The organism is Actinosynnema sp. NPDC020468 (assembly GCF_040642015.1).
GTDB lineage: Bacteria > Actinomycetota > Actinomycetes > Mycobacteriales > Pseudonocardiaceae > Actinosynnema.
Map to the genome: position 1 here is coordinate 67,286 of NZ_JBFAEO010000029.1, position 15,217 is coordinate 82,502.

The 15,217-nt window shown below is 72.6% G+C and carries 5 protein-coding genes; all 5 read left to right on the plus strand.

The annotated features are described in order from the left end of the window. The first annotated feature begins 341 nt into the window (after positions 1-341). Entirely contained in the window at positions 342-1,337 is a 996-nt protein-coding gene (locus AB0G50_RS21510; protein WP_360111334.1) for a sterol desaturase family protein, read from the plus strand. 120 nt (positions 1,338-1,457) lie between these two features. Beyond that, entirely contained in the window at positions 1,458-10,691 is a 9,234-nt protein-coding gene (locus tag AB0G50_RS21515; RefSeq protein ID WP_360111337.1) for an amino acid adenylation domain-containing protein, read from the plus strand. After that, on the plus strand, positions 10,681-12,381 hold the full coding sequence (locus tag AB0G50_RS21520; protein ID WP_360111340.1) for an NAD(P)/FAD-dependent oxidoreductase: 1,701 nt from the start codon (positions 10,681-10,683) through the stop codon (positions 12,379-12,381). The genes AB0G50_RS21515 and AB0G50_RS21520 overlap by 11 nt, the downstream gene beginning before the upstream one ends. Next, complete coding sequence (locus AB0G50_RS21525) at positions 12,378-14,093, plus strand: NAD(P)/FAD-dependent oxidoreductase (protein WP_360111343.1); 1,716 nt, start codon at positions 12,378-12,380, stop codon at positions 14,091-14,093. Before AB0G50_RS21520 ends, AB0G50_RS21525 begins: the two co-directional genes overlap by 4 nt. After that, positions 14,090-15,163: an NADP-dependent oxidoreductase gene (locus tag AB0G50_RS21530; protein WP_360111346.1), complete on the plus strand. Its 1,074-nt coding sequence runs from the start codon at positions 14,090-14,092 to the stop codon at positions 15,161-15,163. The genes AB0G50_RS21525 and AB0G50_RS21530 overlap by 4 nt, the downstream gene beginning before the upstream one ends. The last annotated feature ends 54 nt before the right edge of the window (positions 15,164-15,217 follow it).

Consider the following 15,217-nt stretch of genomic DNA (forward strand, 5'->3'; position numbering starts at 1 on the left):
GTCGCGGTGCGTGGCGCGGGAGCCGTCGTGGCGCGGGCCGGGTGACGGACGCTCGACTTGTCACGGTCCGTGGTCGAGAACTGGTAACGCTCCGCAGTCGTTTCGGGCGATCCGTGCTGCGAGGTGATCGTCCTCAGTGGACCCGTTGCGCCGTTCGAGGGCGTGTGGCAAAAGGATTTCCAGGCCACGTCGGCCGGAAAATCATGCTTCCGTGTCCACTTCCGGTGCTCAACCTATCGGGTGCTTGAGCGCCACTCGGGGGCCTCGTATCGTCTAATCAGTAATTCGAGGTGCCGGTGAAAAGTTCGGCTGCCGATCCGCTGCGGAGACGGTCCTCGACCGTGTCGACGCGATCGCCGCCCGATCATTTTTCGACGACCTCGACATCCGGGCTGCCCGGAAATCGGTTGGCCGGGTCGACGGCGTGCGAACGCCCGGGGACAAAGGGGGATCCGGTGGTTGCTTCACGTGTGGGCGCATCCGGCGGGCTATTGCCCGCGGTGGCGCGCGGAGCCGCGTACCCGGTCCTCCTCGCGGCCGTCGTCGGCACCGCCGCGGCCACGATCGTCCTGCACTGGGACCCCGGCGTGATCAGCCCCCTCTTCGTCGCGGGCGTCATCCCGTACTTCGTGTTACTCGAACGGGTGATCCCGTTCAACCCGGACTGGCACCCGGACGCCCGGGAATGGGGCTGGTACGGCGTCTATTTCCTGATCACCGCGCTCGGGGCCGCGATCGCGCAGGCGCTGGTCACCGCAGTGGTCGGCGCGCTGGCCCCGGCAACACCGCAGTGGCCGCTCTGGGCGGAGGTTCCGGCGGCATTGTTGCTCGGTTCGCTCGGCAGTTATGTCGTGCACCGACTGGGGCACACGAACAGTTTCCTGTGGAGATTCCACGGCGTTCACCACGTGCCGGAAAAGGTGAACGTCGGCAACAACGGGGTCAACCACGTCCTCGACATCGTGCTGGCGCAGGGCGTGGTGCAGGCCTCGCTCGCGCTGGCCGGCTTCTCGCTCCAGTCCGTCTTCGTCGTCGGGTTGTTCGTGACCGCGCAGGGTTACTTCACCCATGCGAACATCGACATCACCATCGGCCCGCTCAACCACGTGCTGGCCGGTCCCGAGCAGCACCGCCTGCACCACAGCACCGACCTGTCCGAGGCCGGCCACTACGGCTCCGACCTCGCGATCTGGGACCACCTGTTCCGCAGCTACACCTGGGTTCCCGGCCGCAGCCCCCGCGCGGTCGGACTCGGCGACCCGGCGTCGTTCCCCCGGACGAACGCCGTCGTCGCGTCGTTCCTGCACCCGCTGCGCCCCCGCGCGGCCAGGCGCTGACCCCCGTCCGCGCCCTCCACACCGGCCCCCGCCGGTTTCGCGTCACCCCCTCAAGGACCTGCGCTCCGCGCCCCCGCGCGGCGTGGGGCCATGCCGCTCCCGCAAAGGACTTCCACTCCCATGCGACCAAGCACAGCCATGCCGCCGCCCGACGACCGCTTCGCCGTCATCGGCATCGGGTGCCGCCTTCCCGGCGGCGCGTCGGACCACCGCACGTACTGGCAGAACCTCCTGGACGGGAAGGACTGCATCACCGACACACCGGCCGACCGCTACGACGTGACCACGCTCGCCAGCCGGGACAAGGCCAAACCCGGCCGGCTGGTCGGCGGGCGCGGTGGCTACATCGAGGGCTTCGACGAGTTCGACCCGGCGTTCTTCGGCATCAGCCCGCGCGAGGCCGAGCACATGGACCCCCAGCAGCGGAAGCTGCTCGAGGTCGCCTGGGAGGCGCTGGAGGACGGCGGGCAGCGCCCGGCCGAGCTGGCCGGCACCGACGTCGGCGTGTTCGTCGGCGCGTTCACGCTGGACTACAAGATCCTCCAGTTCGCCGACCTCGGCTTCGAGACGCTGGCCGCGCACACCGCCACCGGCACGATGATGACGATGGTGTCGAACCGGATCTCCTACTGCTTCGACTTCCGCGGACCCAGCGTCTCGATCGACACCGCGTGCAGCTCCTCGCTCGTGGCGGTGCACCTGGCGTGCCAGAGCCTGCGCCGCGGCGAGACCGGCTTGGCGCTGGCCGGCGGCACGCTGCTGCACCTCACCCCGCAGTACACGATCGCCGAGACCAAGGGCGGCTTTCTGTCGCCGGACGGCCTCTCGCGCACCTTCGACGCCGCGGCCGACGGCTACGTGCGCGCCGAGGGCGTCGGCGTGGTGGCGATCAAGCGGCTGGCCGACGCCCAGCGTGACGGCGACCCGATCCACGCGGTGATCATCGGCACCGGCGTGAACCAGGACGGCCGCACCAACGGCATCACCGTGCCCAACGGCGACGCCCAGGTGACGTTGATCCGCAAGGTGTGCGCGGAGGCCGGCATCACGCCGGGCGACCTCCAGTACGTCGAGGCGCACGGCACGTCCACCCCGGTGGGTGACCCGATCGAGGCGAACGCGCTCGGTCGGGTGCTCGCCGAGGGCCGCGCACCGGACGCGCCCTGCTACGTCGGGTCGGTCAAGACCAACATCGGCCACACCGAGTCGGCCGCCGGCATCGCCGGCCTGATCAAGACCGCGCTGGCGCTCGAGCACCGGGTGATCCCGCCGCACATCAACCTCCACGAGGTGAACCCGGCGATCGACCTGGCCGCCCAGCCCTACGACATCCCGACCGAGGTCACCCCGTGGCCGCGGCACGAGGGCCCGGCCCGGGCGGGGGTGAACTCGTTCGGGTTCGGCGGCACCAACGCGCACGTGCTGCTGGAGGAGCCGCCCCGGCGCGCGGTGAACACCGCCGCGCCACCCGCCCGGACCGTGCTGCCGCTGTCCGCCCGCGACCCCCGCGCGCTCACCGCGCTGGTCACCGGCATCCGCGCGGAACTCGGCGCCGGCGCGTCGGTCGCCGACGTCGGCCGCACCCTCGCCCGCCGCCAGCACCACGAGCACCGGCTGGCGATCGCCTACACCGACCGCGCCGACCTGGACGCCGCCTTGGCCGCCCGGGAACGCGGCGAGGCGCACCCGGACGTGCTGGAGCACCACGCGCCCGAGCACCGCGACCCGGTGTGGGTGTTCACCGGCATGGGCCCGCAGTGGTGGGCCATGGGCCGGGGCCTGCTCGCCGCCGAGCCGGTGTACCGGGAGGTGGTGGAACGGGTCGACGCGGAGATCCGCCGCCAGGCCGGGTGGTCGCTGGTCGAGCTGATGGCGGCCGACGAGGCCGACTCGGCGATGGCCGAGACCTGGCTCGCCCAACCCGCGAACTTCGCCGTGCAGGTCGGGTTGGCCGCGCTGTGGCGTTCCCGGGGCGTCCGGCCGGCCGCGATCGTCGGCCACAGCACCGGTGAGGTCGCCGCCTTCCACGAAGCGGGCGTGTACACGTTGGCGGACGCGGTCGACGTGGTCCTGCACCGCAGCCGGTTGCAGCAGAAGCTCGTCGGCACCGGCACGATGCTCGCCGCCGGCCTCACCGAGGACGCGGCGTCCGCGCTGGTCGAGCCGTACGGCGACCGGATGTCGGTGGCCGCGGTCAACTCGCCGGGCGCGGTCACGCTGGCGGGCGACGAGGACGCGCTCGCCGAGGTGCGCGACCGGCTCACCGCCGACGGCGTGTTCGCCAAGTTCCTCACCGTCCGGGTGCCCTACCACAGCCCCCGGATGGACCTGATCAAGGACGAGCTGCTCACCGCGCTGGCCGACCTGAAGGGCGCCGAGGCCACCGTGCCGCTGTACCTGACCGGACGCGCGGGCCGCGCGGTCGGGCCGGAGCTCGACGGCGCGTACTGGTGGGACAACGTGCGGCTGCGGGTCCGGTTCCGGGCCGCCGTCGAGCAGCTCGCGGCCGACGGCCACCGGCTGTTCCTGGAGATCGGGCCGCACCCGGTGCTCGCCCACTCCATCGCGGAAACCCTGGCCGCGCGAGGGCTCGAGGGCGCCACGGTGCCGTCGGTCCGGCGCGACGAGGACGAGCCCGCCCGGCTCAACCGGTCGGTCGCCGCGCTGCACGCCCTGGGCGCGACCGTCGACTGGGACGCGCTCCAGCCGGCCGGCGACACCGTGCCGCTGCCGCGCTACCCGTGGCGGCGCGACCGGTACTGGGTCGAACCCGAGTCGGTCGCTCAGGTCCGGCTCGGCCGCCGCGACCACCCGCTGCTCGGCCGCCGGGTCGAGGGCTCCGAGCCCACCTGGGAGGCCACGCTCGACGTGGAGGACCTGCCGTACCTGACCGACCACCGGATCGAGGGCAACGCCCTGTTCCCGGCCGCCGGGTACGTCGAGATGGTCGTGCAGGCGGTGCGCGCGATGACCGGCGGCCACTCGGCCGCGATCGCCGACCTCGACCTGCGCAAGGCGCTGTTCGTGTCCGACACCGAGTCGCGCCGGGTGCGCCTCGCGTTCTCCGGCGAGGACGCGGCGTTCACCGTCGCGTCGGTCGCGGACGTCGCGGCGGAACGCGTGGTGCACGCGGCGGGCGTGGTGCGCGCCGGCCAACGTCCCGCGACCGCGCCGCTCGACGGTGACGCGGTGCGGGCCGGGTGCCGCCTGCTGTCCGCCGAGGAGGTCTACGCGGGGCTGGGCGAGCTCGGCTACCACTACGGCCCGGCGTTCCGGGGCATCGCCGAGGTGTGGATCTCCGAGAACGAGGCGCTGGCCCGGATCCGACCGCCGGAGGGCGTCGACCCGACCGGCCACCACGTGCACCCGGTGCTGCTGGACGCGTGCTTCCAAACCCTGCTCACCCCGCTGCTCGCGGGCGCGGGTGAGCCGGGTGGCGTGCGACTGCCGGTGTCGGTCGGCGAGATCCGGCTCGACCCGGTCGTCGGCGAGATCTGGGCGCACGGCGTGATCACCGGCCGCGACGACGGCGACCTGGTCGGCGACCTGCGGGTGTACGCGGCCGACGGCACGCCGCTCGGCCACGTGCTGGACTTCCGCGCGGCGGACGTGGAGAAGGCCGCGACGGCGGTCGGCCGCGCCACCATCGACGGCTGGCTCGCCGAGCTGTCCTGGCCCGAGTGCCCGGCCGCGCCGCCGGCCGAGCAGGCGCCCGGCCGGTGGCTGCTGTTCGCCGACCGGTCCGGCGTCGCCGAGGAACTCGCGTCCGCGTTGCGCGCCAAGGGCAAGCACTGCCACCTGGTGCGCGCGGGCCACGACTACCGGCGCGGTCGCTGGGAGTCCACCGTGGTGCCCGGCGAGGACGCCGACCTGTCCCGGCTCGCGGCCGACCTGGCCGCCGAGGACGGCGAGCCGTTCGAGGCCGTGGTGCACCTGTGGAACCTGGACCTGCCCGACGTCGACGACCTGGCCCGCGCCGACCTGGACCGCGGCACGGCCGCCGGCGCGTACTCGCTCGTCGCGCTGGCCAGGGCGCTGCTCGCGGGCGAGCTGTCCGGTCGGCTGCACGTCGTCACCCGCGCCGCGCAGGCGGTCGCGCCGGGGGAGCGGGTCGCGCCGCTGGGCGCCCGCGCCTGGGGCGTCGGTCGCGTGCTGTGGCACCAGGAGCTCACCGCGCACCGCGGCAAGCTGATCGACCTGGACGAGCACACCGACCTCGACGCCCTGGTGCGGGAACTGCTCGCGCCGGTCGACGCCGAGGTGGGCGACCTCGGCCGGGTGGACGAGATCGCGCTGCACGGCGACCGCCGGCACACCAGCAGGCTCGTCTCCGCCGCGCCGAACCTCACCCGCCCGCTGCCCCTTCGGTTGCGCGAGGACGGCGCGTACCTGGTCACCGGCGCGTTCGGCGCGCTGGGCAGGCTGCTGTGCCGAACCCTCGCGGCCCGCGGCGCGCGGCGGCTGATCCTGGTCGGCCGCACCCGGCTGCCCGAGCGGGCCTGGTGGAGCATGCTCGACCGGGAGACGCCGGTCGGTCAGGCCGTGCGGTTCGTGCGGGACCTGGAGGCGCACGGCGCGCAGGTGGTGCTGGCGCCGGTCGACGTGACCGACGAACGCGCGTTCGCCGGTTGGCTCGCCGACTACCGGCGCGACCACGGCCGGCCGATCCGCGGCGCGTTCCACCTGGCGGGCCACGTCCGGGACACGCTCGTGCCGGAGATGGACCGCGCCACGTTCGACGCGGTGCACGACCCCAAGGTGGTCGGCGCGCTGCTGCTGCACCGGCTGCTGCGCGACGAGCCGCTGGACCACTTCGTGCTGTTCGCGTCGATCGCCTCGCTGCTCACCACGGCCGGCCAGGCGAACTACGCGGCGGGCAACGCGTTCCTGGACGCGCTGGCCCACCACCGGCGCGCGCTGGGGTTGCCCGCGCTCAGCGTCGACTGGGGACCGTGGGCCACCGGCATGATCGAGGAACTCGGCCTGGTCGACCACTACCGGCTCAGCCGCGGCATGAGCTCGCTGTCGCCGGAGGCCGGGATGGCCGCGTTGGAGCGGGTGATCGGGCAGGAGCGGGCGCAGCTGCTGGTCGCGACCGTCGTGGACTGGCCGGTGTTCCTGTCCTGGTACGGCTCGCCGCCGCCGCTGGTGACCGCGCTGGCCGCCGACGCCGCGGACGCCGCGCCCGCCGAGACGGGCAGCTTCCTCGACGCGTTCCGGGCCGCCGACCGCGCCACCCGGCACGACCTGGCCGCGCAGCGGTTCACCGCGGTGGTCGCCTCCGTGCTCCGGGTGCCCGCCGAGGGCGTCGACCCGACCGCCGGGCTCACCGCGGCGGGCCTCGACTCGTTGCTGGCCATGGAGTTGCGCGCCCGCGTGACCACCGAGTTCGGCGTGGCGCTGCCGGTGGTGGCGCTGCTCAGCGGCACCCCGGTGGCCGAGCTGGTCGAGCAGGTGCACGCGGGCCTGGTCGCGAACGCGCTGGGCGAGGCGGGCGAGGAGACCGAGGTCGAGGTGTTCACCGACGAGCACCGCTTCCCGCTGACCCAGAACCAGAAGGCGCTGTGGTTCCTCAAGCAGCTCAACCCCGACGGCTTCGCCTACAACATCGGCGGCGCGGTCGAGGTGGCGGTGGACCTGGACCCGGAGCTGATGTTCGCCGCCGTGCGCACGCTGGTGGCCCGGCACCCGTTGCTGCGGGCCAACTTCGTGGTGGAGAAGGGTCAGGCGGTGCAGCTGGTCCGGGACACCGCGGAGGCCGACGTCGCCTGGTACGACGTCGAGGGCGTCGAGTGGGACGAGGTGTACCGGCGGATCATCGCCGAGTACCGCGCGCCCTACGACCTCGCGACCGACCCGCTGGTGCGGTTCCGGCTGTTCCGCCGGGGCGAGGGCCGCTGGGTGATCATGAAGGCGGTGCACCACATCGTCTCCGACGCGATCTCCACGTTCACCTTCATCGAGGAGCTGCTGGCCGTCTACGAGGGCCTGCGCGCCGGTGAGCGGGTCGAGCTGCCCGAGCGGGGCGCGCGCTACCTGGACTTCCTCAACTGGCAGAACAGGTTCCTGGCGAGCCCGGACGCGGACCGGATGCTCGCGTACTGGCGCGACCACCTGCCCGAGCGGGTGCCGGTGCTCGACCTGCCGACGGACAAGCCGCGCCCGGTCGTGCAGACCGACAACGGCGCGTCGGAGTTCCTGGTGCTGGACGCGGACCTCAGCGCCCGGGTGCACGAGCTGGCCCGCGCGCACGACGTCACCGTGTTCGTGGTCCTGATGGCGGCGTACTACCTGCTGCTGAGCCGCTACTCCGGCCAGGACGACGTGATCGTCGGCAGCCCGGTGACCGGGCGCACGGAGAAGGAGTTCGGCTCGGTCTACGGCTACTTCGTCAACCCGCTGCCGCTGCGCGTGTCGCTGGCGGGTGAGCCGGGCGTCGGCGAGCTGCTGGACCGGGTGCGCACGACCGTCCTCAACGGACTGGACAACCAGGAGTACCCGTTCGTGCTGCTGGTCGACCGGCTGGGGCTCAAGCACGACCCGAGCCGGTCCGCGGTGTTCCAGGCGATGTTCATCCTGTTGTCGCACAAGGTGTCCACCGAGAAGTACGGCTACCGGCTCGAGTACGTCGAGCTGCCGGAGGAGGAGGGGCAGTTCGACCTGACCCTCTCGGTCTACGAGGACGAGGCCGACCGCCGGTTCCACTGCGCGTTCAAGTACAACACCGACCTGTTCCTGGCCTCGACCGTGCGCCGGATGGCCGGGCACTACACGACGCTGCTGGACAGCCTCACCCGCGCGCCGGCCACCGCCGTCGCCACCGGGTTGCCCATGCTGTCGCCGAGCGAGCGGGACACCATCCTCGACGAGTGGAGCGGCGCGACCGACGTGGTGCGCGTCGACGCGCCGGTGACCGAGCTGGTGTCGGCCGCCGCGCTCGCCGCCCCGGACGCGATCGCGGTCGTGCTGCCCGGCGCGGACCGGCTCACCTACGCCGAGCTGGAGCATCGGGCCGCCGGGCTCGCGGGTCGACTGCGCGCGGACGGCGTCGGCGCGGGCTCGGTCGTCGGGCTGTGCCTGGCGAAGTCGACCGACCTGGTCGTGGCGGTGCTGGCGGTGCTCAAGTCGGGCGCCGCGTACCTGCCGCTGGACCCGGACCACCCGGTCGACCGGCTGCGCGACCTGGTCGCCGCGGCCGGTGCCTCCCTGGTGCTGGCCGACGCGGACCCGGTGCTCGCCGGGCTGGGCGCGGTGGACCTCGCGTCGCTGAGTCCACTGTGGACCGAACTGCCGCCGGTCGCGCTGGACAGCCCGGCCTACGTGGTGTTCACCTCCGGCTCCACCGGCACGCCCAAGGGCGTCGTGGTCGAGCACCGCAACCTCGCCTCCGCGTTCGCCGCGTGGCGCGAGGAGTACCGGCTGGACACCGAGGCCCGCGTGCACCTGCAACTCGCGGGGTTCGCGTTCGACGTGTTCACCGGCGACCTGGTGCGGGCGCTGGCGTCGGGCGGCACGCTCGTGCTGGTGCCGCGCGACCTGCTGTTCGACACCGCCGCGCTGTACGACACGATGGTCGCCGAACGGGTCGACACGGCCGAGTTCGTGCCCGCCGTGGTGCGCGGCCTGATGGCGCACTGCGAGCGCACCGGCTCCCGGCTGGACTTCCTGCGGCTGCTGGTCGTCGGCTCGGACGTGTGGAAGGTCGAGGAGTACCGCCGGCTGAAGGCGTTGTGCGGGCCGCGGACCAGGGTGCTCAACTCCTACGGCCTCACCGAGGCCACCGTGGACAGCGCGTGCTTCGAGGGTCCGGTGGACGACCTGGAGCCCGGTCGGGTGGTGCCGATCGGCCGCCCGCTGCCCGGTTCCGCGCTGTACGTGCTGGACGAGCGCGGCGAACCGGTGCCCGCCGGTGTCGTCGGCGAACTGTGGATCGGCGGCTCCGGCGTGGCCGCCGGCTACGTCGGCGACCCGGAGCAGACCGCGCTGCGGTTCGTGACCAGGGACTTCGACGGACGCGCGGTCCGGCTCTACCGCAGCGGCGACCTGGCGCGGTGGACCGCGTCCGGGCGGGTCGAGCTGCTCGGCCGGGCCGACGGCCAGGTCAAGGTGCGCGGCCACCGGGTCGAGGTCGGCGAGGTGGAGAGCCACCTGCGCCGGGTGCCCGGCGTCGCGCACGCGGTGGTGCTGGTGCGGCCCGACGCCCGGGGCGAGGACGCGCTGGTCGCGTACTGCGTGCCGGCGCGGGACGCGGAGTTCGACGGCCGGGCGGCGCGCGCCCACCTCGGCGAGTACCTGCCGACGTTCATGATCCCGGCGCACCTGGTCGCGGTGCCCGCGCTGCCGCTGACGGCCAACGGCAAGGTCGACGTGGCCGCGCTGCCGCTGCCGACCGCGCCGGAGGTCGCGGTGCACGAACCGCCGACCACGCTGTACGAGGTGCGCACGGCCAAGCACTGGCAGGCGCTGCTCGGCGTCGACCAGGTGGGCCTGGAGCAGGACTTCTTCGACTCGGGCGGCAGCTCGATCACGTTGATCGAGCTGATCCACCACCTCCAGTCGGAGTTCGCGATCACCATCCCGGTGAGCCTGCTGTTCCGGGTGACCACGTTGCGCGGCATGGCGAAGACGGTCGAGCACATCGTCACCGGCGCGATCGCGGGCGCCAAGCCGTACCTGCTGTTCAACCCCGACCGGGAGCCGACGGTGTTCTGCTTCCCGCCGGCCGGCGGCCACGGCCTGGTGTACCGGCTGCTGGCCGGGCACCTGCCGGAGTACCGGCTGGCCGCGTTCAACTACGTGCCGGGCGAGGACAAGGTGGTCGAGTACGCGGATCTCGTGCAGTCGCTGCAACCGGTCGGGCCCTACCGGCTGTTCGGCTACTCGCTCGGCGGCAACCTCGCCTTCGAGGTCGCCAAGGAGCTGGAACGGCGCGGGCACGCGGCCGCGCACGTGGTGATCATGGACTCCTACCGGGTGCCCGAGCGGTTCACCCTGGCCGACGAGCACGTGGCCGAGTTCGAGCACGAGCTGGCCGAGCACCTGCACCGGCACACCGGGTCCGCCGCGGTGGCCGAGGAAACCCTCCGGCAGGCGCGCGAGTACCTGCACTTCTCCAGCCGCACCCCGAACCTGGGCACGGTGTCCGGCCCGGTCACGGTGATCTCCGACGAGCACAAGGCGGAGTTCTACGCGGCGTCCGCGCACGGCACGTGGTGCGCCAGCTCGCAGCAGGGCGCCGCGGTGCTGACCGGCTCGGGCGCGCACGCGGAGATGCTCAGCGGCGAGCACCTCGCCCGCAACGCGGAACTGCTGCGCGGCGCGCTCACGGCGGGAGGCGCGCGGGATGTCGCGTAGCACGCGCCACGTCTGGGACCGGCGGCCGCGCGCCGCCGGTTCCCGGCCCCGGGTCATCGTCGTCGGCGCGGGCGTGGCCGGCATGTCCGCGGCCTGCTACGGCCAGATGAGCGGCCTGGAGACCAGGATCTTCGAGATGCACGTGCTGCCGGGCGGCTGCTGCACGGCGTGGTCGCGCGGCGGGTACCTGCTGGACTACTGCATCGACTGGCTCAACGGCACCGCGCCGGGCAACGAGGCCAACCAGGTGTGGCGGGAACTCGGCGCCCTGGACGGCAAAACCGTCACCACCTTCGACATGTTCAACCGGGTGGTCGCGCCGGACGGCCGCCAGGTCACCTTCCACACCGACCCGGACCGGTTGCAGGCCGAGCTGGAGGCGTGCTCGCCCGCCGACGCGGACGCGATCCGGGCCTACTGCGCGGACTACCGCCGGTTCACCAAGGTCGAGCTGCACCCGTTCCTCACCCCGCCGCCGCTGATGACGCTGCGGGAGAAGCTCGCCATGGCGCGCAAGGTCGTGCCGCTGCTGCGGTTGTTCGCCCGCACCGCCGGGCGGCAGATGGCCGACTTCGCCGACGGGCTGCGCGACGAGTTCCTCGGCGTCGCGTTCCGCAACATGTTCTTCCAGGACCCGCGCAACTTCGCGATCCTGCCCTACCACTACACGATGGCCGCCGCGCACAACGGCAACGTCGGTGTGCCGCAAGGGGGTTCGCTCGGCCTGGCCCGCTCGGTCGAGGAGCGCTACCTCGGACTCGGTGGCCGGATCGACTACCGGGCCAAGGTCACCCGGATCCTGGTCGAGGAGGGCCGCGCGGTCGGCGTCGAGCTGCGCAACGGCGAACGCCACTACGCCGACCACGTGATCGCCGCGTGCGACACGCCGTCCACCGTCGCGACGCTGCTGGAGGGCCGCTACACCAACCCCCGGCTGCACGAGCTGCTGACCGAGGTGCTGCCCGACACCGAGCAGCTCTACCCGTCGGTGGTGTCGGTGTTCGTGGGCTACCGCGGCGACGTGCCGGCCGACGAGCCGCACAGCACCACCTACCTGCTCGAAGACCACGACGCGGCCCGGCTGCCCGGCGCGCTCCAGAAGAGCATGGTGGTGCACCTGCGGTCCCGCTTCATGTCCGGACTCGCGCCGGAGGGCAGCTCGCTGATCCACTGCAACTACTTCGCCGACTACGACCTGTGGAAGTCGTTGCGCACCAAGGACCGCAGGGCCTACTGGGCGTTGAAGAAGGACCTGGAGGCGTTCGTCCGGGAGTTCCTGGAACGCCGGTTCCCCGGTATCGGCGACCGGATCGAGCTGGTGCAGATCGCCACGCCCGCGACCACCGAGCGCTACACCGGCAACCACCGCGGCGCGATCCTGGCGTGGAAGTCGCCGCGCGCGGACGACCTGCTCGACGCGCTGGTGGCCAAGGACCGGCTCGCGCTGCCGGGACTGGCCGGGTTCCACCTGGCGGGCCACTGGGTCGGCGGCGGCAGCCTGATCAAGGCCGCCTCGTCCGGCCGGTTCGCGACCCAGTTCGCGTGCCGGGAACTGGGCGTCCCGTTCCGCGCCTGGGAGAGCACCGGCTCCGCGCCGTGGCACCCCGGCAAGCTCGGCGAGCTGCCCCAGCTCGACCACGCCGAGCGACGCGCGGCCACCCGACCGACAGCGAGGACGGCAGGCTCATGACCCGATCCCGACGCAAGACGGTGCTGGTCATCGGCGCGGGCCTCGGTGGCCTCTCCACCGCCTGCTACGCGCAGATGAACGGCTACGACAGCCACGTCGTGGAGATGCACGAGATCCCCGGCGGCTGCTGCACGGCCTGGGACCGCGGCGACTTCACCTTCGACTGCTGCGTGAGCTGGCTGCTCGGCAACGGCCCGGGCAACGAGATGCACCAGATCTGGCTCGAGCTGGGCGCGTTGCAGGGCAAGCAGATGCGGCACTTCGACGTGTTCAACATCGTGCGCGCCACCGACGGCCGGAAGGTCTACTTCTACTCCGACCCGGACCGGCTGGAGGCGCACCTGCTCGACCTGGCGCCGCAGGACGCCGGGCCGATCCGGGACTTCTGCGACGGGTTGCGCAAGTTCCGCCGCGCGCTCGGCGTCTACCCGTTCCTGAAACCGTTGGGCCTCATGGGTTTCCTGGAGAAGACCCGGATGCTCGCCTCGTTCGTGCCGTACTTCAACGTGGTCCGCAAGTCCATCGGCACGCTGATGACCGACTACTCGACCCGGTTCCGCTCGCCGCTGCTGCGCGAGGCGTTCAACTACGTGCTGTACGAGAAGCACGCGAACTTCCCGGTGCTGCCGTTCTACTTCCAGCTCGCCGCGCACGCCAACCGGTCGGCCGGCGTGCCCGAGGGCGGCTCGCTGGGCCTGGCCCGGTCCATCGAGCAGCGCTACCTGCGACTGGGCGGGAAGGTCACCTACAACGCCAAGGTCGAGGAGATCATCGTCGAGGACGACCGGGCGGCGGGCGTGCGGCTGGACGACGGCCGCGAGTTCCGCGCCGACGTCGTGGTGTCCGCCGCCGACGGCCACACCACGGTGATGAAGTTCCTCAAGGGCCGCTACCTCACCGAGGAGTACCGCAAGCTCTACACCCGGACCATCGAGGAGCCGGGCATGGTGTTCCCCGGCTACGTGTGCCTGTTCCTCGGCCTCGACCGGCCGGTGCCCGAGGGCGAACCGTGCACCACGCACCTGCTGACCGACGAGGAGGCCGCCGACCTGGTCGGCATCCGGCACGGCAGCATCAACGTCCAGTTCCGCAGCAGGCACTTCCCGGAGCTCTCGCCCAGCGGGTCCACGGTGGTCTACATGACCTACTTCGCGGACATCGCGCCGTGGCGCGAGGTGGACGAGGGTCCGGAGCAGGTCACCCGCAAGAAGGCGGGCGAGGTGCTGCACACGCTGCCGGTGCGCCACGGCCGCGGCTACTACCAGGCCAAGCGCCGCACCCGGGAGGCGCTGGTCCGGTACCTGGAGAAGCGCTACCCGGGCATTTCCGAGTCCATCGTGGTCCGCGACCTGTCCACGCCGGTGACCCAGGTGCGCTACACCGGCAACTACGACGGCACGGTGCTCGGCTGGCAGCCGTTCGTGGAGAGCGGCGAGACGCTGGAGGAGCTGGTCAAGAAGTACGGACCCGGCCTGCCCGGGTTGCGCGACTTCTACCAGTCCGGCGTGTGGGCCACGACCGGTGGACTGATCCGCGCCGCCGCCGCGGGTCGTCAGGTGATGCAGTTCGTGTGCCGGGACGACGGGGTCCCGTTCACCGCACACGTGGACGACCACGGGCCTCCGCCCACCCACCTGGTGATCCCGGTGGGACCGTCCGCGCCGCCGGTCGGACGACCGCGTCGGCTCGAACTCCAGAGGGGTCGTTTGTGAAGATCGAGAAATGGGTGGTCCGAGAGCACCTGCCCGGACTGCCCGACGTCGACCGGATCTACGAGAAGGTGGTGGAGGACGTCGACGTCCGCCTCGCGCCGGACGAGATGCTGCTGGAAACCCTGTTCGTGTCGGTCGACCCGTACCAGCAGGGCCTGGCCCTGGACACGCCGTTGGGCGACCACATGGGCGCGGACTCGGTGATGCGGGTGCTGGAGTCCGGGCCGGACGCCGCGCACCGGCCGGGCGAGGTGGTGCAGGGCTTCGGCGGCTGGCGCAGCCACGTGATCGCGACCGGCGGCCCGCAACCGTGGCGGTCGACGTGGCACACCGCCGAGAACGCGCCGCTGGTCTTCCCGGCCTACCGCCCGCTCGACCCGGCGGGCTACGACGACGCGTTGCCGCTCTACACCGCGATCAGCGTGCTCGGCGGGCCGGGCATGACGGCGTGGGGCGCGATGACCAAGGCGCTCACCGTCCGGCCGGGGCACGAGGTGCTGGTCAGCGGTGCCAGCGGCGCGGTCGGGACGCTCGCGGGCCAGCTCGCCCGGCGGGCGGGTGGTCGGGTGGTCGGCACCACGGCCTACCCGGAGAAGGCCGACCACCTGCGGTCGCTCGGGTTCGACGACGTGCTGGTGTACCGACCGGGCGACCGGCCCGAGGACGTGCGGGCGGCGCTGGAGAAGGCGTTCCCGACCGGCGTCGACCGGTACCTGGACACCGTGGGCGGCGCGTTGACCGACGAGGTGTTCGGGATGCTCGCGATCGAGGCCGAGGTGGCGGTGTGCGCCCAGTTCGAAACCCAGGCGGGCGGTGATCCGCTCGGGCCGCGGCTGCTGCCGATGCTGATGCGGCCGCGCGCGACGGTCCGGGGCATCTTCTCCGTGGCGTGGATGGAGGACCCGGTCTGCTGGGCCGAGCTGGAACGCGACCTCGGCGACCTGGTGCGGTCCGGCGAGCTGGTCTACGACCACACCATCCACTACGGCTTCGACGCGATCCCGACCGCCTACCGCAGCCTGTTCGCCGACCGGGCGGGCAAACGCGGGAAGGTGCTCGTGGAACTGTGAACGAGCGGTGAGGAAAGGCGCCCGGTGCCCGCCGGGCGCCTTTCCGACTATTCC

Excerpts from the sequence above, each read along its gene's own strand:
- AB0G50_RS21525 (WP_360111343.1), top strand. The coding sequence starts at position 12,378 with ATGACCCGATCCCGACGCAAGACGGTGCTGGTCATCGGCGCGGGCCTC.
- AB0G50_RS21515 (WP_360111337.1), top strand. The coding sequence starts at position 1,458 with ATGCGACCAAGCACAGCCATGCCGCCGCCCGACGACCGCTTCGCCGTC.
- AB0G50_RS21520 (WP_360111340.1), top strand. The coding sequence starts at position 10,681 with ATGTCGCGTAGCACGCGCCACGTCTGGGACCGGCGGCCGCGCGCCGCC.